The sequence below is a fragment of the Agrobacterium sp. lyk4-40-TYG-31 genome, from assembly GCF_030209855.1.
GTDB classification, from domain to species: Bacteria; Pseudomonadota; Alphaproteobacteria; order Rhizobiales; family Rhizobiaceae; genus Agrobacterium; species Agrobacterium vaccinii.
The window spans coordinates 500,171-522,191 of record NZ_JARVRE010000004.1; the positions used below are offsets into that span (position 1 = coordinate 500,171).

The following is a 22,021-nucleotide window of genomic DNA, read 5'->3' on the forward strand; positions in this document are numbered from 1 at the left end:
ACTGTTGCGCCCATTACGACAAGCAGCGCTGTTCCGCGTAGAAAACCACGGTATTTCAATTGTTTCGAATTCATTACATGCCCCGGACATCGGAATTGCCTACCCCCACGGAAGGCCTGTCCTCTAGCTATAAATGAAGACTAAAAGAGTCAAGTTTGAATCTGAGTAAAATACTCATGTTTTATTAATGTGAACTGGATTGTTGCGTTTTTGACATCTCGGGCGACAAAGGATGCTCTTACCGGCAATACAAATACCCACCCTTGCGCTCCAGTACATCCAGATGCAGATGGTCCTGGTGGGTGGCGTCGCTGCCGGGGGAGAGGACGGTGCGGAAGAAGAGGCATGCGGCGGTGGTGATGGTGCGTTGGAAGGCACCTTCCATCGTGCCGTCTTCGCCGCGCGGTTTCATGACCAGCGGTTCGCCCTTGTCGAAGGTCATGGTGGCGATGTCGACGGCGCTGCCTTTCGCGTGCTCGGAAATCTTGCCGGTTTCCGCGCTGTTGCGATTGCGGCATATATAGGTGGAAGCGTTGCCGAAGGCGGTGACGTTTTTGTCCGGCATCGCGATTTTCGCTGTGGGAACGATGACGTCCTTTGCCCAATGGGCAAGGGCCAGCGCCGCTTCACAACGCATCGTGCCTTCCGGCTCCAGCTTGATGCCGGGGATGACAGTCGAAAGTTCTATGGGTGAGGCGATGCCGCAGCCGTCTTCCTCGCCTTTGATGGGCGGAAGTTCCTTGAACTTCGCGCCCAACTGCGTCAGCTCCGCAAGGCAGGCCTTCAGTTCTTCCGGGTTTTCTTCCTTGACCGGTTCGCGAGCAGGCTCCTGCGGCTTCTTTTCCTCCTCCGCTTTGGCTTTGGGCTCATCCGGTTTGGGCGCGGTTTCAGGCTTTTCCTCGGGCTTGGGAACAGTCTTTTCCGCTGGCGGCTCGACTGGTTTTTCGTCTTTCTTCACCTCGGGCGCGGGTGGGGTCGCTGCCTTGTCCTGCTGCTCGGGTTTGGGCTGTGGAACCGGCACATCCTGCGGCGGTTCGGAGGCGGCGATCAGCAGCATGCTGGCTGCTGTTATCATGAGACGATAATACATGGTGACCGGTCGCTCCCCTGTTACGGCAGGAGCCACAACGTCTGAGCAGGCGTTTCGGTTCGATGGCTGCGCAAATCCGCTTGCCAAGGGCCCGACTTGCCGCTAACAATTTGCGCCATGAACACAGTGTCGAACAACATTGCTATCTGGTGGTGGGGCAGCTAACGCGGCCACGACCAGTCATGTTTACAAGACAAGTCCAAGCCGCCCGAAATCTCAGGCGGCTTTTTTGTTATTCTGCTGCCTGTCATCGGGTCTACAAACGGGAAGAGCCTTAGGAAATGGTAACAATTACTCAGGATGACGGGTCCGAAATCTACGAGACCAAGGGCGGCATCAAGGTCACACGCCAGCGCCGCGCGGCGGATTACGCCAGTTCGATCGACAGCTATGTGGAAGGTCTGGACTCCCGCCGTGGCGCGGTGTTTTCCTCCAATTACGAATATCCGGGCCGCTATACGCGGTGGGATACCGCCATCATCGATCCACCGCTCGGCATTTCCTGTTTTGGCCGCACCATGTGGATCGAAGCCTATAATGGCCGTGGCGAGGTGCTGCTTTCCTTCATCGTTGACAAGCTGAAGGCCACGCCGGACCTGACGCTTGGCGCCTCCACCGCGCGCCGTCTGGACCTCGTCGTCAACGAGCCTGACCGGGTTTTCACCGAGGAAGAGCGCTCCAAAATCCCGACGGTTTTTACGGCACTGCGGGCCATCGTTGATCTCTTCTATTCCAGCGCCGACGCTGCCATCGGCTTGTTCGGTGCATTCGGCTACGATCTGGCTTTCCAGTTCGACGCCATCAAGCTGTCGCTGGAGCGCCCCGAAGACCAGCGTGATATGGTTCTGTTCCTGCCCGACGAAATCCTCGTCGTCGATCACCATTCCGCAAAGGCGTGGATCGACCGCTACGATTTCGAAAAGGATGGCGTCACGACCCATGGCAAGGCGGAAGAGATTGCGCCAGAGCCATTCAAGATGACCGACACCATTCCGCCGCGTGGCGATCACCATCCGGGCGAATATTCCGAACTCGTCGTCAAAGCGAAGGAAAGCTTCCGTCGGGGTGATCTGTTTGAAGTCGTGCCCGGCCAGAAGTTCATGGAGCGTTGCGACAGCAATCCATCGGCCATTTCGCGCCGCCTGAAGGCCATCAATCCCTCGCCTTATTCCTTCTTCATCAATCTTGGCCATCAGGAATATCTGGTCGGTGCATCGCCTGAGATGTTCGTGCGCGTCTCCGGTCGGCGGATCGAAACGTGCCCGATTTCCGGGACCATCAAGCGCGGCGAAGACCCTATTGCCGATAGCGAACAGATTCTCAAGCTGCTGAATTCCAAAAAGGACGAGTCCGAACTGACCATGTGTTCGGATGTGGACCGCAACGACAAGAGCCGCGTATGCGAGCCGGGCTCGGTCAAGGTCATCGGTCGTCGCCAGATCGAGATGTATTCGCGCCTCATCCACACGGTGGACCATATCGAAGGGCGCCTGCGCGACGATATGGATGCTTTCGATGGCTTCCTCAGCCACGCTTGGGCCGTGACCGTCACCGGTGCGCCGAAGCTGTGGGCCATGCGCTTTATTGAAGGCCATGAAAAGAGCTCCCGCATGTGGTATGGTGGTGCCATCGGCATGGTCGGTTTCAACGGCGACATGAACACCGGCATGACGCTGCGCACCATTCGCATCAAGGATGGTATTGCCGAAGTGCGGGCAGGGGCCACGTTGCTCAACGATTCCAATCCGCAGGAAGAAGAAGCCGAGACAGAACTGAAGGCCTCCGCCATGATTACAGCCATCCGTGACGCCAAGGGCCAGAACTCTGCGGCAACCCAGCGTGATTCGGCAAAGGTCGGCACCGGCGTTAAAATTCTGCTGGTCGATCACGAAGACAGCTTCGTGCATACGCTCGCCAACTATTTCCGCCAGACGGGTGCGACCGTTTCCACCGTGCGTTCGCCGGTGGCCGCCGAAGTGTTCGACCGCTTCCAGCCGGATCTGGTTGTTCTGTCTCCCGGCCCAGGCAACCCCAGCGATTTTGATTGCAAGGCAACGATCAAAGCTGCCCGCGCGCGCGATCTGCCTATCTTCGGCGTTTGCCTTGGCCTTCAGGCACTGGCGGAAGCCTATGGCGGTGAGTTGCGGCAGCTTGCGGTGCCGATGCACGGCAAGCCTTCGCGCATCCGCGTGCTCGAACCCGGTCTGGTCTTCTCTGGTCTCGGCAAGGAAGTGACGGTCGGTCGTTATCACTCGATCTTCGCCGATCCCTCGACGCTGCCGCGTGACTTTATCATCACCGCGGAAAGCGAAGATGGCACGATCATGGGAATCGAGCACATCAAGGAGCCCGTCGCCGCTGTCCAGTTCCATCCGGAATCGATCATGACGCTGGGCGGTGATGCCGGTATGCGGATGATCGAAAACGTGGTGACGCATCTGGTGCGCAAGGCGAAGGTCAAGGCTGCCTGAGCGGACAAAGTCTATCGGCGGCGTTATGAAGCGCCGCCGTCTCCCCTCAGATCTGCGGGTGCATAGTGAAACTTGTCAAATATCTATGCATCGCCTTGGCGCTGATTGTCGTCAGCATCGCTGCGGGCACCTTGTTGCCGAGACCCTTCCTCGGCAGTCAATCCGCAGCTGACACCACGCCCCACCATGTCCTCATCCTCAGCAATCCGATCCACACCGACATCGCCCTGCCTGTCGATGTCGAGCTTCTGACGCGTTTTGCATTTCTACGCGACGGAAATCTCGATATCGATTATCCCGGTGTTCGTTATCTCGTTTTCGGCTGGGGCGGGCGAGCTTTCTACACGCAGACGCCGACATGGGCGGACCTTAAACCGCTTCCGCTATTGAAGGGCGTCACGCTTGACCGGTCGGTCATGCATGTGGCGCTGGCCGGGGATATTCCGCTTGCCGATTCGGGTGTGGCCGCGCTTAACCTGTCGGCCGCGGACTATCAAAGGCTGCTAGATTTCATTCTCGGCAGTTTTGCCAGGCCGCAGGGAAAACCTGTTCCGCTGCTTGGTCAATCCTACGGAAGGGACGACGCTTTTTTCGAAGCGGTGGGATATTTCAACGCGCTGATGGGCTGCAACACCTGGACGGCGGCGGCTTTGCGGAACGCGGGTTTGCGCACTGGGTGGTGGACGCCTCTGCCGCCGTTGCTGACGACCTCCCTGCTACTTCACAATAACACCTCAGTCCTTTCAGAGTCTGTTCCCGCGCCCTGAATTGCTGTACGTTCTCGGAGTTGACAAAGTCATCTTCGTTGCTCCAATCGTTTGATTATTCTGACATTTCTGTTTGCAGGACATGAGGCCGATGATCGACTTTCACCAGCTATTACTGGTCTACATTGCCTATGTCATCGCCGTGGCCAGCCCCGGCCCCAGCAATATGACCATCATGGGCGTGGCCATGAGCCGTGGGCGCACGCCCGCCGTTATTCTGGCCATCGGTGTCATCACCGGCTCGTTTTTCTGGGCCACGCTAACGGCCACCGGCCTTTCCGCCGTGCTGGCGACCTATTCCAATGCGCTCTTCGTCATCAAGATCGCTGGCGGCCTCTATCTTCTCTACCTCGCCTACAAGTCCGCTCGCTCGGCGTTTTCGCCTGCCGTTGCGCAAACGCTCGTGCAGACGCCGGTGGTTGGCCGCTCCGAGTATCTGCAACTCTACCGTCGTGGATTGCTGCTGCACCTCACCAATCCCAAGGCCATCCTCGGCTGGATCGCCATCATGTCGCTGGGTCTGAAGCCCGGCGCCGGTGCCTCGACACTCATCGCTATCATCGGCGGTTGCGGTGTGTTGGGCGTGACCATTTTCTGCGGTTACGCGCTGCTGTTTTCCACCGCACCGGCGATACGCATCTATCAGCGGGCTAGGCGGTATATCGAATCGGTGCTGGCGCTCTTTTTCTGCTTTGCGGGTATCAAGCTGTTGATGACCCGGGCGTAATCCCCCTTGACCCCGCCCCAACTTTAAATCATAGAAGCCGCACATATGAACCGCCTGCACGAATCCTCGTGCGGGCGGTTCATGCGTTTTGGGGTCCATTTCTGCAATTCATTCGCAACCGCACGGGGACAGGACATGAACGAACAGGGTCACGCGCTCGTCAGAAAGCTTGCTTTCTGGGGCATCCCTTTCTCTATTACGGTATTGGGGCTGAAGCTTCTGGCGTGGTGGGTCACGGGGTCGGTTGCCTTGCTGTCGGATGGTCTGGAATCGACCGTCAATGTGGTCGCGGCCTTCATCGCTTACTTCGTCATTCGTTATGCGCAAAAGCCTGCCGATGACGACCACCAGTTCGGGCACCACAAGGCAGAGTATCTGTCTGCCGTGGTCGAGGGTGTGTTGATCGTCGTTGCCGCGTTGCTGATCGTCAAGGAAGCGTGGGGCGGCCTCATGGCGCCGCATCTGCCGGAAGCGCCAGCACTTGGTCTTGCGATCAATGCCTTCGCGGGTATCCTCAACGGCATCTGGGCCACGGTCTTGATCCGGGTCGGCAGGAAGCAGTCGTCGCCGGCACTTCTGGCGGATGGGCAGCACATCATGTCGGATGTGGTCACGTCGGGTGGTGTTCTGATCGGCCTCGTTCTGGCGATCATCACTGGCTATGCGATCCTTGATCCCATCCTCGCCATCGTTGTTGCCATCAACATTCTGTTTCAGGGGTCCAAGGTTATCCTGCACTCGCTGGGCGGGTTGATGGACCGTGCCGTGGAGCCGGAAGAGGATGAGGCGATCAAGAAGGCGATTGCGGAGAATTCAGCCGGTATTCTCAATGTGCATGATTTGAAGACCCGCAGAGCGGGGGCCGTCGCCTTTATCGATTTTCATGTTGTGGTTCCGGCATCTCTTTCTGTCGGGCAGGCACATGAGATTTGCGACCGGCTGGAAGATGCCATAAAGGAAGCCGTGCCCGGTGCCGTGCTGGCCATTCATGTGGAGCCTGAAAGCGAGCAGGCGCACGGCGTTCGCGTCGAGTTTCAAGAAGCAGGAGTTTAAAAGATGTCAGTCACGGATGTTTCCGGCCTGTCGCAGCTGGGCGCGCAAGTCGCATCGCCTGAAAGCCCGGAAAAAGCTGTTCTGGAAAAAGTGCCGAACGGCAATGCTGGGACCGATTATGTGGTGCGCTTCACCGCGCCGGAATTCACGTCGCTTTGCCCAATGACGGGCCAGCCGGATTTCGCCCATATCGTCATCGATTATATTCCGGGTGATTTTCTGGTGGAATCCAAGTCGCTCAAGCTGTTCCTGCATGCGTTCCGCAACCACGGAGCGTTTCATGAGGATTGCTCTGTTTATATTGCCAAGCGGCTGGTCGAGCTGCTCGCACCAAAATGGCTGCGCATCGGCGCATACTGGTATCCGCGTGGCGGCATTCCCATCGATGTCTTCTGGCAGACAGGCGCACCGCCTGAAGGCGTATGGCTACCCGAGCAGGGTGTCGCGACCTATCGCGGTCGCGGCTGACCCCTTGGCAAATCAAGGCTCAGACGAAAGAATCGCCGTCGCCTGAATCGAAGTCGGCCTCGTCATTGCTATCGTCGTCGTAACTTGCCTGTTGTACATCGTTGCCGCCATTATCGGCATCCTGCTGGGGCTTGTCGTCATCGCCATAGTAATTGTTGATGACGGTTTCCTCCACCGGGGCTGCTCCGGTTCCAGCACCACCCAGGCCGGAGCCCCAGCCTGTTGAGGCCACATGGTTGGAGAAGATGCCGCTCAATGAATTGGCGAGCAGCATACCGCCAGCTACACCCGCCGCGGCTCCCAGTGCACCTTGCAGAAAGCCGCCGCCGCCACCGCCGCCGGTCCTTCCGAATGCGGATGGCTGCTGGCCAGTCCATGGGCCAGTGGGTTGCGGCGCATCATTGCTTCGCCCCCAAGGGCCCTGCGTTTGACCTGATATATCGTTGCGATAGGTTGGAGCTGGCGTGGGTGCTGGCGCCTGCTGCTGGCTGCCGCCGAAGATGGAGCTGAGAAAGCCGCCTTGCTGTGCCTGCTGTGGCACCGCGTTGCCGCTTTCAAGCTGGTGGATGCGCTCTTCTAGCTGGCGGATATGCGCCGCTGCCGCTTCCAACCCCTTTTCCTGCACGATAACGGCTTGTGCCAGATAATAGGGGGAGGCGGGCTGATCTCTTACAGCCTGCGCAATCAGTGTTTCCGCTTCCGCATCGCGCGGAGTGGAGGATGCGGACTTGACCCTGTCGAACAGGGATTTGAGCAGTTGGGTTTCTTCTGGTGACATCGTTTGCCTCCTTGGCGTGTCGAGAAACGCACACCAAGGAGTTAGGGTTCAAATCCGACTTTTGAAAGCCGCATTTTCTTACATTTTTGTAAGGTTGCTCAACCGCCGAAAGCGAGAGAAAGCCCGGCCAGTGCCGTCAGCCCGCCGACGATACGCCCAGCCATTGTTCCCAGCTTCGCAATGCCAAGACCAAGCGCAATACCGGCAAGATGCAGAAATGCGGTCGCGATCACAAAGCCGACGCCGAATTGAAGCGCGCCGGCACTGCCCAGTTCACCGCCATGGGCATGGCCGTGGAAGAGCGCAAAGACGCCAACGATGGCAGCGGCAACGCTGACGGGAACGCGTGTCGCCATGGCGACCAGCAGACCGAGTGCGATGACTGACGCGAGGATGGCCGGTTCGACGAATGGCAACTCGATACCACCCAGCGCCAGCAGGAAGCCGATGGCCATGGTGCCGACAAAGGCTGCGGGAATGATGAGGAGCGCTCTATCCTTACCTCTGGATGCGGCAATCTGCGCTGCCCAGATGCCGACGGCGACCATGACAAGGATGTGGTCTGCGCCGAACAGCGGATGCGAAAATCCGGCCATGAAGGAGCCGTGTTCTTCCGGGTTCAGGTGGGCGAAGGCTGGCAATGTGGTGAGGCCAAGCGTTGCTGCGGCGAGTGAAAGTCTTTTGAACATCGGTCCCTCTCGAAATTTTTACAGGCGCGGCTGAACAGGCGCTTGGGTCGCCTATGGGGTCGCGCAGTTAACGATATCGTAAGTCCAAACAGACTGTCCATGCGTCATTTGCCGGTGCTCTGTTTATTAAGCAGTTCCGCGCCTTGTCTTTTTCGCTCATTGTTTTACGAAACAAATCACACTATGTCCGGTAGGTAATGAATTACGTTGGAGACCGCCACATGAACGAAGACGAAGACGACAAGAGCAAGGAACTGCCGATCGGCAAGGAAACGGAAGCGAATCTTTTCAAGTCGCGTTCGATCTTCATCTATGGCGGCATCACGCAGGAACTGGCGCAGAAAGTCTGCACGCAGCTCGTGGCCCTTGCCGCAGCCAGCGACGAAGATATTCGCGTCTACGTGAACTCACCGGGCGGCCACGTCGAATCCGGCGATAGCATTCACGACATGATCAAGTTCATCAAGCCGAAGGTCTGGATCATCGGCACAGGCTGGGTGGCTTCCGCTGGCGCGCTGATCTACGTATCGGTGCCGAAAGAGCGTCGCGTCTGCCTGCAAAACACCCGCTTCCTGTTGCACCAACCATCCGGCGGCACACGCGGCATGGCGTCCGACATCGAAATCCAGGCGCGCGAGATCATCAAGATGAACAAGCGCCTGATCAAGATTTTCTCGGTGGCCACGGGCCAGACGGAAGAAAAGATCGCCAAGGATATCGATCGTGACTACTGGCTGGGTGCCGAAGAAGCCGTGGCCTATGGCCTCGTCGGCAAGATCGTCACATCGCAGGGCGAAATCTAAGGCTCTGTTTCATTGAATTATTGAACCCGCATCGGCATGGCCGATGCGGGTTTTTTATTGCTCTGAATGAAGGTTTTTACGCTTAGGGAATGAGGCGGTTCTTTCGCAGCGTCTCGAACAGGGCGAAGAAGGCATCATCCGTTGGCTGATATTCCTTGAAGCCCAGCCGACGGCTTTTGCCCATGTCGGTGACGACCTCGATGGGGCGGCCCAGGTCGGCGTCGGTGTGCCATGGCGATGCGAGGCGGGTAAGGTCCGGCTCGGCGAGATTTTCGCTGATGGCAATCTTATTCCAGATCTCGGCATCGTGTTTCATTTGTTCTTCGAGCGGAATGACCGTGCCGTCGAAGGGCGCAGGCTCGATGCCGAACCAGTCCGCGATGCGGCCCCACATCCAGCTCCAGCGGAAGACATCGCCATTGACGACGTTGAAGGCTTCGTTTTTCGCTTCAGGTGTTTCTGCGGCCCACAGCAATTGCTTTGCCAGCAGATTGGCGTCCGTCATGTCGGTCAAGCTGTTCCACTGCGCGGCTGAGCCGGGGAAGCGGAAGGGGCGGCCTGTTTCGCGGCAGATGGTGGCATAGACCGCCAGCGTCGTGCCCATGTTCATAGCGTTGCCGACGGCCTGGCCGATAACGGTGTGGGGACGGTGCACACTCCACGAAAAGCCATCGCGCTTGGCAGCGGCGAAAACTTCATCTTCCTGCGCGTAGTAAAAGTTTTCGACATCGAGACGGCCTTGTTCCTCGCGGAACGGCGTTTGCGGCAACGTGCCTTTGCCATAGGCCTCAAATGGGCCGAGATAGTGCTTCAAGCCCGTGACCAGCGCCACATGGCGGGTGGATTGACCGGGGCTCAAGCCATCCAGCAGGTTGCGCACCATGGCAGAATTGACGCGTATGTTTTCCGCTTCGCTATCCTGCCGCGCCCATGTGGTGATGAACACCGCGTCCGGGCGAACATCTGCCAGAGCTTTTGCCGTTCCCGCTGCATCCTGCAAATCTGCGGCTACCGGGGTTATACCCTCCTGTGTGCCGGGCTTGCGAGAAAGTCCGTAAACGCTCCAGCCTTCTTTCAGCAAAAGATTGGAAGTTGCACTGCCCACGATACCGCTTGCGCCGACGACCAATGCCGTTTTCACCATGATCTTGCTCCTTTTTTGTTGAGACATAACTAGGCATTCTGCGTGCCTAAGTGTAGATGGCACTGATTGGGGACATGGATACCAAAGGGTGACCACGATGAAGCCGGGAAGCCATGAAGCAGAATGGCGTGAGGATTGCGCGCCCAGACGTGTGCTCGAACTCTTCTCGACCAAATGGACGAGCATGATTCTGCATGCGCTGCACAAGCTCCATGATGGTTCAGCGCGCACCGGCGTGCTGGAACGCAGCCTGCCGGGCATTTCCAAGAAGATGCTGACGCAGACGCTGCGGGAAATGGAAAGCACCGGGCTGATTACCCGCCATGTCTTTGAAACGAGACCGCCCGCCGTGGAGTATCGCCTGACGCCGCTGGGAAACAGGTTCATCGAGCCGGTAGAGATGCTCTATGCCTGGGGAAGGGACAATGCCGATGCGCTGGATGCTCTTGGCGAACGCTCGACCTCAAGGCGGCAGACTGGCTCCTAAACCTTGGATGCCAACCACAGCGTATGGCGCGCGCCGCCGCGTTTGCCATTGGCACGAACGCTGACCTCATCCGTCGCGAAACCGGCCTGCCGCAAACGGCGCGTGAAAGCAGCATCCGGGCCTGAAGACCAGACCGCGAGGATGCCTTTCGGGCGCAACGCACCTCTGGCGGCTTCCAGCCCTTCTCTATCGTAAAGACTATCATTCGAAGGCCGCGACAGGCCATCCGGTCCATTATCGACATCCAGAAGGATGGCGTCATAGGCGGCCTTTTTCGAGCGGATGAGCGCGCCGACATCACCAACATGAATATCGACGCGCGCATCATCCAGCGTACCTTTATGCAACTCCGCCATCGGCCCGCGCGCCCACTCCACGACCGCTGGCACCAATTCAGCGACGGTCACATGGGCATCTGAAGGCAGAGCGCCGAGGGCTGCGCGCAGGGTGAAGCCCATGCCAAGCCCGCCGATCAACATGCTCTGATTGGCGCGACCCGCAATGCGTTCGCAGGAGAGTGTCGCCAAGGCTTCTTCCGAGCCGCTCAAGCGGCTGTTCATCAACTCGTTTGAACCGAGCATGATGGAAAATTCCTGGCCGCGCTGCTTCAGGCGCAGTTCGGTGCCATCGCCGGGAATGGCCGCACGGTCCAGTTCTATCCAAGGAAGCATTTGATATCTCGCTGTTTGATGCTGCGGTTTACACGTGCGGGATGGCGAGAACAACAGGGCAGGGTGCAGACCTTGCACAAGTCAGGCGCGAGTACTTTCTTGACTGAAACCAACCTTGCCAGCACCGGCATTTTTTGATCTGGAATGATGATACCCCTTTCTCCTTGCCAGAGCCCAACTATGTTAAAAGAATTCTCCCTCCAAAGCCTGTTCATGGGCCTGCTGACGGCTTTCGTCGGCTTTGCCAGTTCATTTGCCGTGGTGCTGCAAGGGCTGAAGGGCGTCGGAGCTACGGATTTCGAGGCGGCATCCGGGCTGATGGCGCTGTCGGTGTCCGTCGGCCTCTGCGCCATTGTTCTCTCGGCGATGACACGACTTCCGATCAGCATTGCATGGTCCACGCCAGGCGGCGCGCTGCTGGCGACGACGGGGGTGATCGAAGGTGGGTTTTCCGCAGCCGTGGGTGCCTTCATCATCTGCGCGGTGCTGATCATCATCGCCGGTCTGTTCAAACCGCTGGGGCGGGCCGTGGCATCCATTCCCACGCCGCTGGCCAACGCCATGCTGGCGGGCGTCATCATCGGCCTGTGTTTTGCGCCCATCAAGGCCATCGGTTTCAATCCAGCGCTCGGTCTGCCGATCATTCTTGCTTGGATCGTCGTCGGTGCGTTCAAGCGCCTGTTTGCCGTGCCCGCAGCCCTTGCCGCCTTCGTACTGGTCATGATCTTCGGCGTCGATATTTCCGCAGGGGCCTTGGACAGCATTGCTCAATCGCTTGTTCCGCCGATGGAATTCGTCATGCCGGTGTTCAACCTGCAAGCCTTGATCTCCATCGCGCTGCCGCTGTTTATCGTCACCATGGCCTCGCAGAATATTCCCGGGATCGCCGTGCTGAAAGTCAACAACTACGACCCTCAGCCGGGCCAATTGTTCGCAACGACTGGCATATTCTCGCTACTCGCCGCTCCCTTCGGCGGCCACGCCGTCAACCTCGCCGCGATCACTGCCGCCATGTGCGCAGGTGAAGATGCTCACCCAGACCCCAAGCGCCGCTACTGGGCGGTCATCGTCAGCGGCGTAGGCTACGTGATCTTTGGCCTTCTGGCAGGCGTGGTCACGGCCTTCGTGGCGTTGGCCCCGCCCATTCTCATTCAGGCGGTTGCAGGTCTGGCATTGGTCGGTGCCTTCTCCGGCTCTGCTGTCGCTGCCTTCAAAGACCCAGAAACCCGCGAAGCCGCAGCCATCACATTCCTCATCACCGCGTCGGGCCTGTCATTCGGCGGAATCTCCGGCGCTTTCTGGGGTTTGCTTGGTGGTGGTTTGATGTTGGCGCTGACGGGCTTTGTGAAACGCGTGAAAAATTGAAGATGCCCTTGCAACCCAAAAAAACGCCGCTTATAAGATTTGCTATGACCATTCGCACCGCAACCATTTTTGGCATGACCGCGCAGATTTCTGCGAAGGCCAGCCCATGCGGTGCACTCTCGCTTCTTAGCTTCGACCTTACACGCGGTTGCCGGGTCCAGTGAGGAGCGCCCGGCGGCCGAAAGCCCGCTGGTGCCAATGCTCCTCAACTCGAAATCTCACTTTATACTGGATTTAAGGCCCGTTTGGGCGCGCATCTGCCAAGGCTTTTTAAGCCGCGATGCGTGGAAGGAGCAAGATTATGGACGCCAAGACCTCTCATATTTCCAAGGGCATGCCGGACGCGAACGTGAAGTATCGCCCGTACCCGGTCATCGACATCAAGGACCGCACCTGGCCCTCGAAAACCATCGACAAGGCGCCGATCTGGTGTTCGGTGGATTTGCGCGACGGTAACCAGTCGCTGGTCAACCCTATGGGTCATGATCGCAAGGCACGCATGTTCAAGCTGCTGCTGGAAATGGGTTTCAAGGAAATCGAAATCGGTTTTCCATCCGCTTCACAGACGGATTTCGACTTTGCCCGCTGGTGTGTGGAGCAGGGCGGTGTGCCGGAAGATGTCTCCTTGCAGGTGCTGGTGCAGTGCCGCCCGGAACTGATCACGCGCACCTTCGAATCGCTGGAAGGTGCCAAAAACCCGATCATTCACTTCTACAATTCCACCTCTGAATTGCAGCGCCGCGTGGTGTTTGCGAAGGACGTGCCCGGTATCAAGCAGATCGCCGTCGATGCGGCCAAGATGATCACCGATATGGCCGCCAAGGCCGGTGGCGGTTATCGCTTCGAGTATTCGCCGGAGAGCTTCACCGGCACGGAGCTGGAAGTGGCGTTGGAAATCTGCAACGCGGTCGTCGAGGTGGTGAAGCCGACGGCTGAGAACAAGCTGATCCTCAACCTGCCTTCGACCGTTGAGATGGCGACGCCGAACATCTATGCCGACCAGATCGAATGGATGTGCCGCAATATCGACAACCGTGAAAACGTCATCATCTCGCTGCATCCGCACAATGACCGTGGCACCGGCATCGCCGCAACCGAACTGGGCCTGATGGCAGGGGCTGATCGCGTGGAAGGCACATTGTTTGGTAATGGCGAACGCACGGGGAACGTCGATGTCGTGACGCTGGCCTTGAACATGTACACGCAGGGCGTCGATCCTGAACTCAATTGCCGCGATATCGAACACATCAAGTCCGTTTATGAATACTCCAACGAGATGACGATCCCCGAGCGCCACCCCTATGTGGGTGAACTGGTCTACACGGCCTTTTCCGGCTCGCATCAGGATGCGATCAACAAGGGCATGAAGGCGATCAAGGTTGCCAACCATCCGGTGTGGGAAGTGCCTTATCTGCCCATCGATCCTAAGGATGTCGGTCGCTCCTACGAGGCGATTATTCGCATCAACTCGCAGTCCGGCAAGGGCGGCATCGCCTATATTCTCCAGCAGGATTACGGCATCAACCTGCCGCGCAATCTGCAGGTGGAATTCCGCGAGGAAATCCAGCGTATTACCGACGAAGAAGGCGTAGAGCTGCCAGCCAAGCGTATCTACGAGCACTTCATCGCGCAATACGTGACGCAGCCGAATGCACGTCTCAAATTCGTCGATCACCACACCTATCCTGCGGGTGATTATAAGGGCGTGCGCGTTGTCGCGGCGGAAATTACCGACAATGGTGAGATCAAGCGTATCGAGGGCAAGGGCACTGGCCCTATCGATGGCTTCATAAATGCGTTGTCGACTTGCCTCGGCATTGACCTGTCGGTGAATGACTACTCCGAGCACTCCCTGCAACACGGCTCTAACGCCTCGGCTATTGCCTATGTCGAGATGGAGCATCCCGGCGGCAAGCTGTTTGGTGCGGGGATCAATACGAACATTGTGGCTGCTTCGCTGGAGGCGATTGTGTCTGCTGCGAACCGGGTTTTGGAGCAGCGGGGAAGAGTCTCCTAGCTTTCTCCCACCTCCTCATTCCTGTGCTTGTCACAGGAATCCAGTTGCCGCGCGTCTGCGCGGCAGAGAGATATTTCCGCCCAACTTTTTGGGCGGAAGTCTCAGTAATTTTATTGAAATGCAATCAGTAATTGTGCATCGTCGATGCATGAAGGGCTACGTTTATATTCTTGCATCGAAACGCAATGGCACGCTTTATACTGGCGTGACAAAGAATTTATCCCATAGGCTTTTTGAGCATCAAAATGAACTGACGCCCGGCTTTAGCTCAATATATGGTGTTAAAACGCTGGTTTGGTTTGAAGAATATGATCTATTGACGAGTGCAATCACACGCGCAAAAAAGATTAAGAAATGGCCACGCCAGTGGAAACTGAACCTTATTGATGACGCTAATCCTGAGTGGCACGACATTTCCCACTACCTGCACGGTATATGATTTCGCCAATAAAGGCTCATGTGGCTAAGAATAAATTGCTCAAAATCTGCTGAGTGAAGAGGATTCCTTCCGCCATGCAGACGCATGGCTACTGGATTCCTGTGACAAGCACAGGAATGAGGGAGAGTTTTCCTCTACTCATCATCCCCCTGTTCCACCGGGTTGCTGAAGCCCAGCGGTCTGCCGTTGGTGTAAAACACCCGCACATCTTCCAGTTCTATGCCGGTGGCCTTTTCGTTCAGACCGTAGCGTTCGCAGGTCACGTTCCATGTGCCGGGGCCGCCGTCTATTTGGAAGAGATTGTATCCGGCGCGGGGTTTTTCGCCGCCAGGGCCTTGCGAGGCGGAGGCGATGCCGACGACGGGGGTGTGGTCGCGGCCACGGTGGGTGTTCAGCCAGTAGACGGTGTTGAGGTGTGTGTGGCCATGAAGCACGAGTTCGGCACCTCCGGTGCCGATGGCGGCGGCGAAGCGGCGGATACCGATCATGCGTTTGTGGGTGGAGGCAGCACCGCGAATAGGGGGGTGGTGGATCATCACCACGCGGAACAGGCCCATTTCGCCCGCTTTTTTCAGCAATTCGGCAGTGGCGCGCGCTTGTCTACGCCCAAAATATCCTGTTGCGGAAAAGGGTGGGGTGGCGATGGAGGTCGAGCAGCCGATCATGGCCACCGGTCCGCGCACACGCATGTAAGGAAATATCTTTCGGTCTTCGTCCCAGTTTTCCTTGTCACCATCGCCGCGCACGAAGGGGTACCAAGCGGCCATGGCCTTGTCGTGCGCGCCGGGGACATAGGCATCGTGGTTGCCGGGAACGACCGAAACCTTCAGCGGATCGCCCACCTCTTCCAGCCAGTCGGCGGCGGCGCGGATTTCAATGCCGGTTGCCAGATTGACCAGATCGCCGGTAATCGCGATATGATCAGGCGTCTTGCTTTCCATATCGTCCACCACCTTTTCCAGCGTATCGCTGAAAAGATGCTTGCGGCGATTGAGGCGCCAGTTCACAAAGCCGAGGATGCGCTTGGATGCGAGCTCCCGAAAGGTGAGTTTGGGCAGCGGGCCGAGATGGATATCGGAGATGTGGGCGAGTTTGAACATGCGTTCAGACATAATCTATCCATGTTGGAGCGTACAATGCGAAACCTCGATTTTTCAAAGGGATAAGCGCTGGACGCCAAAGTGTGAAGCAGTATCTGGTTTATTCGGTACCAGTTGACGGAGAGTTGAGACGTGAGTGAAAACCTTGGGCGGGGTGAAGGGTTCCGGCGCTTGCTTCGGAATATTGCCAAACGCATGCTTCACGCGTTCTTCTTTCTCAGCCGTGGGATGACGATGGGCGTTCGTGGCGCCTGTTTCGATGATCAGGGTCGTGTGTTTCTGGTCTCGCATACGTATATCTCGGGCTGGCATATGCCGGGTGGTGGCATAGAGCGCGGCGAAACCGGATTACAGGCGCTGCACAAGGAAATCCGCGAGGAGGGCAACCTTGTTGCAACGTCCACGCCGCAGCTTTTTCATGTCTATTTCAACAACCGCACCAGCAACCGTGACCATGTGCTGTTTTACCGCCTCGAGGTGACGCAAACCGCCCCGAAGGTGCCTGACCGCGAAATCAGCGACAGCGGGTTTTTCCCACTTGATGCTCTGCCTGATGGCACGACGCCTGCAACTCGCAGGAGGCTTGCCGAGTTGGCGGGTGACGTGCACCCGGATGATTACTGGTAGTTCAACCCAAACGGTCTCGATCATGGGCTCTGTCCAGATCGAGCTCGGGACCTACGGGCACGATGCCTGTCGGGTTGATGGTCTTGTGGCTGCGGTAATAATGCTCCTTGATGTGGCGCATATCCACGGTCTCGGGAACGCCTGATGTCTGGTAGAGATCGCGCAGATATCCCGTCAGATTGGGGCAATCATGGATGCGGCGGATGTTGCATTTGAAGTGGCCGACATAGACAGGGTCGAATCTCACGAGCGTGGTGAACAGTCGCCAATCTGCCTCGGTCTGCTGCGAGCCGAGCAGGAAACGCTTATCGGCCAGGCGCTTTTCTAGCATGTCCAGCGTCTCGAAAATCTTGACGGCGCTTTCCTCATAGGCCTCCTGCGTGGTGGCAAAGCCTGCCTTGTAGACGCCGTTGTTGACGGTGTCGTAGATCAGATCGTTGAGGGGATCGATCTCTGCACGCAGGGCTTCCGGGTAGTAATCGCTTGTCGATCCCGCCAGGTCGTTGAAAGCGCCGTTGAACATGCGGATGATATCAGCCGATTCATTCGAGACGATGGTGTTCTGCCGTTTGTCCCACAGCACAGGCACAGTCACGCGCCCAGAATAGTTCGGATCTGCCTTGGTGTAGACCTGCCACATGGCGGAAGCGCCGAAGAGATGGTCTTCGGTCGCACCGGGTGTGCGTTCATCTGCTGGTTTGAACTCCCAGCCGTTTTCCAGCATCAGCGGATCAACCACTGAAACGGAAATGAAGTCCTCAAGCTTCTTCAGCTTGCGGAAGATCAGCGTGCGGTGTGCCCAGGGGCAGGCGAGCGATACATAGAGGTGATAGCGGTCCTTCTCAGCCTTGAATCCGCCCTTGCCGGAGGGGCCGGGCGCGCCATCTGATGTCAGCCAGTTGCGAAACTGCGAGGCGCTACGTTTGAAGTGGCCCTTGGTCTCCTTGGTGTCGTACCAGACGTCTTTCCAGACACCCTCAACCAGCATACCCATCGCGCTCTCTCCTTCATGTTGTTGCATGCACTGTAAGGCATGGCTTTGCGGGAAGTGAACCCCTGGGGACGTGAACAGTGCGTTCGTATCACACTCGCATCATTGAATGGCTGAGGGTTGTATTTGTTCTGGACGCGTCGGAATTTTCCTGATATCCGCGTTTATCACAATTCTGAGGGAATTCTGCTTTATGACCGCAACACGGATGCTCCGACGACGCTGACGCTTCGAACGCCCTAACCGGCGCAGCCGTCACATCGTCCTATCCGTATTTTAACGTTCCGGTCCCTTCATGTCCAAGCACGAACTGGTCTACCTCACCGAAGACGCGTCTCACGACGCCGTTATCGAACTCATCAATGCAGAAGCCTTCGGCCCCGGTCGGCACACCCGCGCCGCAGCCCGCATCCGCGAGCAGGGCCCGCACGACCGCTCGATTTCCTATATCTGCGCAGACGATGGCGAGACAATTGCCTCGGTCCGCATGACGCCGGTTCTGGCTGGCGGCGTGAAGGGGCACATGCTCGGCCCTCTCGCCGTGCGGCCTTCGCACAAGAACATGGGCATAGGTCGTGAACTGGTGCGGATCGCCATTGCTGCCGCCAGACGCAAGGGTTCGGAAGGCGTCATCCTCATCGGCGACCCGCCGTACTACATGCCGCTGGGTTTCGAAAAGGTGGCCTATGCGGCGCTGGATTTCCCCGGCCCTGTCGATATGAACCGCGTGCTTGTCGTGCCGTTGGCGGCTGACACGCATCAGCGGTTGAAGGGCACGATTGCGTGGCGGAACTGTAACGAATCCATCGCATTTCTCGATGAAGAAGCTGCTGTGGAGCCTCTTCGCGCCACGGCATGATAGCGTGAAACTCAGCTCTTTGCGTCGATACTAGCAATTTGAGAGTACGTTCAGATGCGGCGGCGCTTACACGCGCCGCCGCGTTCTTCGCTATTTCTTATAGGCGTCGAAGCGATATTGCTCACCGTTGCGGCTGATATTGCCAACGCCGGGGAAGGGCAGGTGTGCTGCCGCGATAAGATAGCCTTCGTCGGCGGCCTGTTGGAAAGCAGCAGCGCGCGTGGTTGCAGCTGTTGGCTGATCATGATCGAAATCGATCGTCACTGCCGTATTGTCGAACTGCACGCGGTTGCCATGGACGATATCGCCAACGAACACGATGGTTTCGCCGTTGTTCTCAAACCGGACGGCAAGGTGGCCCGGCGTGTGGCCTGCGCGCAAAGTTGCGCTGAAACCGGGTAGAATATCACCATTGTCCTCAAACAGTTCGACGCGATTTTCTGCTCCATATGGATCAATCGTGTCGTGCGCGCGGGCGATCTGGCCCTTGACCTTCTCCGTGGCATGAGGCGCGTCGGCAGCGCCGTCCGCGAGCCAGAAAGCGGCTTCCGTCTTGCCAATATGCAGCGTGGCATTCTTGATAACGGCCTTGCCGTCCGCGATCAAACCGCCGGTGTGATCGGCATGGATATGGGTAAGAATAACGTCATCGATGTCATCTGGTGACACGCCCAAGGTTTCCAGCGCTGCTCTCAGTTTGCCAAGTGCCTGCCCATAGAGCGCACCGGACCCGGCATCGATCATGGTCTTCCTGTCGTCCGTTTCCACCAGAAATGCATTGACTGACAGCTCAGCCGGAGCGTCTGGAAATTTTTCAGGCGTGGGCTGGTCGGATCCCAGGCGGTAGAGGCTACCAATGGGTGCCGTGAGGATACCGTCGGACAATGCAGTGATGCGGGCCTTGCCCAGCGAGAACGTGAAAGGTTCAAAAGAACTGCTGTCTGTCATGGAGAGTTTTTCCGTAAGCTATTATTTATGAAAATGATTTTTTGAGATAGGTCATAGTATGCGAGTTGCCAAAATCTTCGATTTGGCCGAAAATCGCGTAGCCGCATTTTTGATAAACGCGCAAAGCGTCTGTATTCATCGTATCGATATAAGCGCCTCGGCACCCTCTTTTAAGGGCTTCTTTTTCAGCAAGATCGAGAAGTTTTGGTCCAAGACCTTTGCCCCTCATTTCTTCCGAAATGAAGAGCAGCGAGGTGTAAAGCCAGCCGCGCGCCGTGTGGCCGCTCAGCCCGCCGATGATGTTATCATCGTCATCACGTAACGATATGACAAGTCCCCGCCAGTCGCTTTGGCCAAACCGTTCGGTATTGTAGGCTTTCAGGCCCGCGAGAATGGCCGCGTCGCTTTCCTTGTCGGAATCACTGATTGCAATACGCGGTTCCATCAGCGCCCTTCACGCCACCAAAGCGCGGAGAAGGCAAGCAGAAGGGCGGCAAGGCCTGCAAAACCGGCGAAGAGCGGCAATGTGTTGACGCCTTTCAGCACGGTTTCATCCGTCAGGCGGATGAGCATGCGGTCATTATCCGCTACGCGCACATCACCACGCACGGGCAGGATATCCGGCAGCGCGACGCGGTCGTTGTCGTTGACGACACGGTGGATGCTGCCTTTCGTGGCATCGACCAGCGGCTGCAAGGCTTGCGTGGTCGAGATCATCGCCTTGAACTCAGGTGCATCAACAGCGCCGACATGCACCAGCGTGGTAAAATCACCGTTGGTGATTTCGTAGAGGCCTGTTTCGTCCATGCGGCGTTCGATCTTGTAGAGACCGGGTTCTGCCTGCGTAAACGCCATCGTCTCAGTCTTGCCGGTGGGGAATTTGACCGTGGCATCGCCGGGATTATCGCCGATTGTCTGGCGGGTGATTTCCAGCGTGCGGCCATTGGCGCGGGCTGTCAGCGCTTCTTCTTCAAGCTCGGGCTCTTTCATCAGCCAATGGGCGATGCGACGGTAGAGACCGACATGCGGGCCACCGCCTTCGAAGCCGCGTGCCCACAGCCAGCCCTGATCGGACAGCAGCATGGCAACACGGCCTTCGCCCTGGCGGTTCAGCACCAGCAGCGGGTCCTGACCATCTCCCAGCATCACGGTCTGGCCCTGCGGTTGCTCGACACCGACGGTGCGGAACCAGCGGCCCCACTGCGGTGGTTCTTCGGCGGAGCCTTCCAGACCGCGTGTGACGGGGTGCTTCTTACCAGCTTCTGACAGGCGTGGATAAAAAGCTGCCTGATGCATCTCGCCGGTGGGCTGCGCTGGCAGCACCGAGGCAAGCGGCGTCATGGCGATGGAATCCTGCCCTGCATGTTCGGGCCCGGCGGCAATCAGCAGCGCGCCGCCCTTTTCGACATATTGGGCGATATAATCATAATAGAGGATCGGCAGCACGCCGCGGTGCTGGTAGCGGTCGAAGATGATGAGGTCAAAGTCCTCGATCTTCTCGACGAACAGCTCGCGCGTCGGGAAAGCAATCAGCGATAACTCGTTGATCGGCGTGCCATCCTGCTTTTCCGGCGGACGCAGAATGGTGAAGTGGACGAGATCGACGGAGGTGTCGGATTTCAGCAGGTTGCGCCATGCGCGTTCGCCTGCGTGCGGTTCACCGGACACCAGGAGAACACGCAGGTTCTGGCGGATGCCTTCGATGACGTGGACGGCGCGGTTGTTGCTGGTGGTGACTTCACCGGGAAGCTCCGCCACGGAAAATTCCATGACATTGTTGCCGCCGCGCGGAACCTTGAAACTGAAGGGCAGGGGCTGGCCGGGCGTCGCTTCGAGCGTAGCGATTTCCTCGCCATTCATCTTCACGGTCACTTCCGCCTGGCCGCCCTGTGCGCGACCGTCATCGAAGACTCGCAGCGTCAGTTCCTGCTGCTCGTTGACGATGCCGAAGCGCGGCGCGCGCACCACTTCGATGCGCCGGTCGAACTCATCGGCCCGCCCGGTGATCAGGCCGTGAATGGGAGCCTTGAAGCCCAGCGTTTGCTCGATATTGGGCGTGACGTTCGGAATGTCGTGGATCTGCCCATCGCTGAGGAGGATCGCACCGCCAACGCGGGATGGCGAAACGTCCGAGACCGCAGCGGCGAGTGCCGAGAACAGATTGGTCGCCGGGGCATCGCTGTTGGGATCGTTCTTGACATCCACGAAGCGCGGTTCGATGCGCGGGAAGCGCGCGAGACGTTCTTTCAGCGTCGCCAGCGCCTGCTCCGTTTGTTCAGGGCGCTGCTGTACGTCCTGGCTTTGCGAGCGGTCAACGATGACGGGCACGATGGTCGAAAGTGGGTCTCGCTCCTCATTGGTCAGAAGCGGATTGGAGATCGCGAGCAACAAGGCGGCAAGCGCCAGCCCGCGCAGCCATGCGCCACGTACCCCGCGCCACAAGCCGATAATGGCCAGCACGAAGGCGGCGATAGCCATGATGGCGATGACAATCCATGGCAGGAACGGAGCGAAAGTCAGTGTCATA

At 57.9% G+C, this 22,021-nt stretch carries 22 protein-coding genes; 12 read left to right on the plus strand and 10 right to left on the minus strand.

All coding sequences use genetic code 11. The features are described 5' to 3' along the window. Positions 1-238 precede the first annotated feature (238 nt). Entirely contained in the window at positions 239-1,090 is an 852-nt protein-coding gene (locus QRN55_RS07645) for an extensin-like domain-containing protein (RefSeq protein ID WP_284776144.1), read from the minus strand. A gap of 281 nt (positions 1,091-1,371) precedes the next feature. Between QRN55_RS07645 and QRN55_RS07650 the strand changes: the two genes are divergently transcribed. The 5 genes from QRN55_RS07650 to queF all read left to right on the plus strand — a co-directional run bounded on the left by QRN55_RS07650 (position 1,372) and on the right by queF (position 6,576). Next, entirely contained in the window at positions 1,372-3,561 is a 2,190-nt protein-coding gene (locus tag QRN55_RS07650) for an anthranilate synthase (protein WP_284776146.1), read from the plus strand. A gap of 65 nt (positions 3,562-3,626) precedes the next feature. Continuing rightward, positions 3,627-4,328 (plus strand): TIGR02117 family protein, encoded by a 702-nt coding sequence (locus tag QRN55_RS07655; protein ID WP_350225181.1) that lies wholly within the window; start codon positions 3,627-3,629, stop codon positions 4,326-4,328. A 91-nt stretch (positions 4,329-4,419) separates the two neighbouring features. Continuing rightward, entirely contained in the window at positions 4,420-5,055 is a 636-nt protein-coding gene (locus tag QRN55_RS07660) for a LysE family translocator (RefSeq protein WP_284776148.1), read from the plus strand. A gap of 135 nt (positions 5,056-5,190) precedes the next feature. Continuing rightward, the gene (locus QRN55_RS07665) at positions 5,191-6,108 is read left to right on the plus strand and encodes a cation diffusion facilitator family transporter (RefSeq protein WP_284776149.1); all 918 of its coding nucleotides are present in this window, start codon (positions 5,191-5,193) and stop codon (positions 6,106-6,108) included. Between the two features lie 3 nt (positions 6,109-6,111). Next, positions 6,112-6,576 (plus strand): preQ(1) synthase, encoded by a 465-nt coding sequence (gene queF, locus QRN55_RS07670; RefSeq protein WP_045228639.1) that lies wholly within the window; start codon positions 6,112-6,114, stop codon positions 6,574-6,576. A gap of 19 nt (positions 6,577-6,595) precedes the next feature. On the opposite strand, the gene QRN55_RS07675 is transcribed toward queF, so the two are convergent. Next, on the minus strand, positions 6,596-7,354 hold the full coding sequence (locus tag QRN55_RS07675; protein WP_284776152.1) for a DUF2076 domain-containing protein: 759 nt from the start codon (positions 7,352-7,354) through the stop codon (positions 6,596-6,598). 98 nt (positions 7,355-7,452) lie between these two features. Beyond that, positions 7,453-8,043: a HupE/UreJ family protein gene (locus QRN55_RS07680; RefSeq protein WP_284776154.1), complete on the minus strand. Its 591-nt coding sequence runs from the start codon at positions 8,041-8,043 to the stop codon at positions 7,453-7,455. 221 nt (positions 8,044-8,264) lie between these two features. Between QRN55_RS07680 and QRN55_RS07685 the strand changes: the two genes are divergently transcribed. Continuing rightward, positions 8,265-8,846 carry an ATP-dependent Clp protease proteolytic subunit gene (locus QRN55_RS07685; RefSeq protein WP_045228767.1) on the plus strand — a complete coding sequence of 194 codons (582 nt, stop codon included), beginning with the start codon at positions 8,265-8,267 and terminating at the stop codon, positions 8,844-8,846. An 82-nt stretch (positions 8,847-8,928) separates the two neighbouring features. On the opposite strand, the gene QRN55_RS07690 is transcribed toward QRN55_RS07685, so the two are convergent. Then, on the minus strand, positions 8,929-9,990 hold the full coding sequence (locus QRN55_RS07690) for an SDR family oxidoreductase (protein ID WP_284776157.1): 1,062 nt from the start codon (positions 9,988-9,990) through the stop codon (positions 8,929-8,931). A gap of 97 nt (positions 9,991-10,087) precedes the next feature. Between QRN55_RS07690 and QRN55_RS07695 the strand changes: the two genes are divergently transcribed. After that, positions 10,088-10,477, plus strand: coding sequence for a winged helix-turn-helix transcriptional regulator (locus QRN55_RS07695; RefSeq protein WP_233134993.1), 390 nt, complete (start codon positions 10,088-10,090; stop codon positions 10,475-10,477). On the opposite strand, the gene QRN55_RS07700 is transcribed toward QRN55_RS07695, so the two are convergent. After that, on the minus strand, positions 10,474-11,148 hold the full coding sequence (locus QRN55_RS07700) for a spermidine synthase (protein WP_233134992.1): 675 nt from the start codon (positions 11,146-11,148) through the stop codon (positions 10,474-10,476). The genes QRN55_RS07695 and QRN55_RS07700 overlap by 4 nt on opposite strands. Positions 11,149-11,328: 180 nt before the next feature. Between QRN55_RS07700 and QRN55_RS07705 the strand changes: the two genes are divergently transcribed. The 3 genes from QRN55_RS07705 to QRN55_RS07715 all read left to right on the plus strand — a co-directional run bounded on the left by QRN55_RS07705 (position 11,329) and on the right by QRN55_RS07715 (position 14,969). Then, positions 11,329-12,513: a benzoate/H(+) symporter BenE family transporter gene (locus tag QRN55_RS07705; RefSeq protein WP_284776160.1), complete on the plus strand. Its 1,185-nt coding sequence runs from the start codon at positions 11,329-11,331 to the stop codon at positions 12,511-12,513. A 301-nt stretch (positions 12,514-12,814) separates the two neighbouring features. Continuing rightward, the gene (leuA, locus tag QRN55_RS07710) at positions 12,815-14,530 is read left to right on the plus strand and encodes a 2-isopropylmalate synthase (RefSeq protein ID WP_284776162.1); all 1,716 of its coding nucleotides are present in this window, start codon (positions 12,815-12,817) and stop codon (positions 14,528-14,530) included. Positions 14,531-14,678: 148 nt separating this feature from the next. Next, the gene (locus QRN55_RS07715) at positions 14,679-14,969 is read left to right on the plus strand and encodes a GIY-YIG nuclease family protein (RefSeq protein WP_284776164.1); all 291 of its coding nucleotides are present in this window, start codon (positions 14,679-14,681) and stop codon (positions 14,967-14,969) included. A 134-nt stretch (positions 14,970-15,103) separates the two neighbouring features. Here QRN55_RS07715 and QRN55_RS07720 read toward each other — a convergent pair whose 3' ends face one another. Next, positions 15,104-16,069 (minus strand): metallophosphoesterase family protein, encoded by a 966-nt coding sequence (locus QRN55_RS07720; RefSeq protein ID WP_284776619.1) that lies wholly within the window; start codon positions 16,067-16,069, stop codon positions 15,104-15,106. Positions 16,070-16,264: 195 nt separating this feature from the next. Here QRN55_RS07720 and QRN55_RS07725 point away from each other — a divergent pair, with 195 nt between their 5' ends. Continuing rightward, the gene (locus QRN55_RS07725) at positions 16,265-16,696 is read left to right on the plus strand and encodes an NUDIX domain-containing protein (protein WP_284776620.1); all 432 of its coding nucleotides are present in this window, start codon (positions 16,265-16,267) and stop codon (positions 16,694-16,696) included. A 1-nt stretch (position 16,697) separates the two neighbouring features. Here QRN55_RS07725 and QRN55_RS07730 read toward each other — a convergent pair whose 3' ends face one another. Then, positions 16,698-17,690: a glutathione S-transferase family protein gene (locus QRN55_RS07730; protein WP_284776166.1), complete on the minus strand. Its 993-nt coding sequence runs from the start codon at positions 17,688-17,690 to the stop codon at positions 16,698-16,700. Positions 17,691-17,982: 292 nt separating this feature from the next. Between QRN55_RS07730 and QRN55_RS07735 the strand changes: the two genes are divergently transcribed. Then, entirely contained in the window at positions 17,983-18,546 is a 564-nt protein-coding gene (locus tag QRN55_RS07735; RefSeq protein ID WP_284776168.1) for a GNAT family N-acetyltransferase, read from the plus strand. A 90-nt stretch (positions 18,547-18,636) separates the two neighbouring features. On the opposite strand, the gene QRN55_RS07740 is transcribed toward QRN55_RS07735, so the two are convergent. The 3 genes from QRN55_RS07740 to QRN55_RS07750 are packed head-to-tail and all read right to left on the minus strand — an operon-like array spanning position 18,637 to position 22,020. Further along, complete coding sequence (locus tag QRN55_RS07740) at positions 18,637-19,494, minus strand: MBL fold metallo-hydrolase (protein WP_284776170.1); 858 nt, start codon at positions 19,492-19,494, stop codon at positions 18,637-18,639. A 25-nt stretch (positions 19,495-19,519) separates the two neighbouring features. Further along, positions 19,520-19,939 (minus strand): GNAT family N-acetyltransferase, encoded by a 420-nt coding sequence (locus QRN55_RS07745; RefSeq protein ID WP_284776171.1) that lies wholly within the window; start codon positions 19,937-19,939, stop codon positions 19,520-19,522. Beyond that, complete coding sequence (locus QRN55_RS07750; protein ID WP_284776173.1) at positions 19,939-22,020, minus strand: hypothetical protein; 2,082 nt, start codon at positions 22,018-22,020, stop codon at positions 19,939-19,941. Before QRN55_RS07750 ends, QRN55_RS07745 begins: the two co-directional genes overlap by 1 nt. Position 22,021 lies beyond the last annotated feature (1 nt).

Excerpts from the sequence above, each read along its gene's own strand:
- QRN55_RS07705 (WP_284776160.1), top strand. The coding sequence starts at position 11,329 with ATGTTAAAAGAATTCTCCCTCCAAAGCCTGTTCATGGGCCTGCTGACG.
- QRN55_RS07650 (WP_284776146.1), top strand. The coding sequence starts at position 1,372 with ATGGTAACAATTACTCAGGATGACGGGTCCGAAATCTACGAGACCAAG.
- QRN55_RS07735 (WP_284776168.1), top strand. The coding sequence starts at position 17,983 with ATGTCCAAGCACGAACTGGTCTACCTCACCGAAGACGCGTCTCACGAC.
- QRN55_RS07690 (WP_284776157.1), bottom strand. The coding sequence starts at position 9,990 with ATGGTGAAAACGGCATTGGTCGTCGGCGCAAGCGGTATCGTGGGCAGT.
- QRN55_RS07675 (WP_284776152.1), bottom strand. The coding sequence starts at position 7,354 with ATGTCACCAGAAGAAACCCAACTGCTCAAATCCCTGTTCGACAGGGTC.
- QRN55_RS07665 (WP_284776149.1), top strand. The coding sequence starts at position 5,191 with ATGAACGAACAGGGTCACGCGCTCGTCAGAAAGCTTGCTTTCTGGGGC.
- QRN55_RS07700 (WP_233134992.1), bottom strand. The coding sequence starts at position 11,148 with ATGCTTCCTTGGATAGAACTGGACCGTGCGGCCATTCCCGGCGATGGC.
- QRN55_RS07715 (WP_284776164.1), top strand. The coding sequence starts at position 14,679 with ATGAAGGGCTACGTTTATATTCTTGCATCGAAACGCAATGGCACGCTT.
- QRN55_RS07725 (WP_284776620.1), top strand. The coding sequence starts at position 16,265 with ATGCTTCACGCGTTCTTCTTTCTCAGCCGTGGGATGACGATGGGCGTT.
- QRN55_RS07645 (WP_284776144.1), bottom strand. The coding sequence starts at position 1,090 with ATGTATTATCGTCTCATGATAACAGCAGCCAGCATGCTGCTGATCGCC.
- QRN55_RS07680 (WP_284776154.1), bottom strand. The coding sequence starts at position 8,043 with ATGTTCAAAAGACTTTCACTCGCCGCAGCAACGCTTGGCCTCACCACA.
- QRN55_RS07660 (WP_284776148.1), top strand. The coding sequence starts at position 4,420 with ATGATCGACTTTCACCAGCTATTACTGGTCTACATTGCCTATGTCATC.
- QRN55_RS07695 (WP_233134993.1), top strand. The coding sequence starts at position 10,088 with ATGAAGCCGGGAAGCCATGAAGCAGAATGGCGTGAGGATTGCGCGCCC.
- QRN55_RS07750 (WP_284776173.1), bottom strand. The coding sequence starts at position 22,020 with ATGACACTGACTTTCGCTCCGTTCCTGCCATGGATTGTCATCGCCATC.
- queF (WP_045228639.1), top strand. The coding sequence starts at position 6,112 with ATGTCAGTCACGGATGTTTCCGGCCTGTCGCAGCTGGGCGCGCAAGTC.
- QRN55_RS07685 (WP_045228767.1), top strand. The coding sequence starts at position 8,265 with ATGAACGAAGACGAAGACGACAAGAGCAAGGAACTGCCGATCGGCAAG.
- QRN55_RS07740 (WP_284776170.1), bottom strand. The coding sequence starts at position 19,494 with ATGACAGACAGCAGTTCTTTTGAACCTTTCACGTTCTCGCTGGGCAAG.
- QRN55_RS07720 (WP_284776619.1), bottom strand. The coding sequence starts at position 16,069 with ATGTTCAAACTCGCCCACATCTCCGATATCCATCTCGGCCCGCTGCCC.
- leuA (WP_284776162.1), top strand. The coding sequence starts at position 12,815 with ATGGACGCCAAGACCTCTCATATTTCCAAGGGCATGCCGGACGCGAAC.
- QRN55_RS07730 (WP_284776166.1), bottom strand. The coding sequence starts at position 17,690 with ATGGGTATGCTGGTTGAGGGTGTCTGGAAAGACGTCTGGTACGACACC.
- QRN55_RS07745 (WP_284776171.1), bottom strand. The coding sequence starts at position 19,939 with ATGGAACCGCGTATTGCAATCAGTGATTCCGACAAGGAAAGCGACGCG.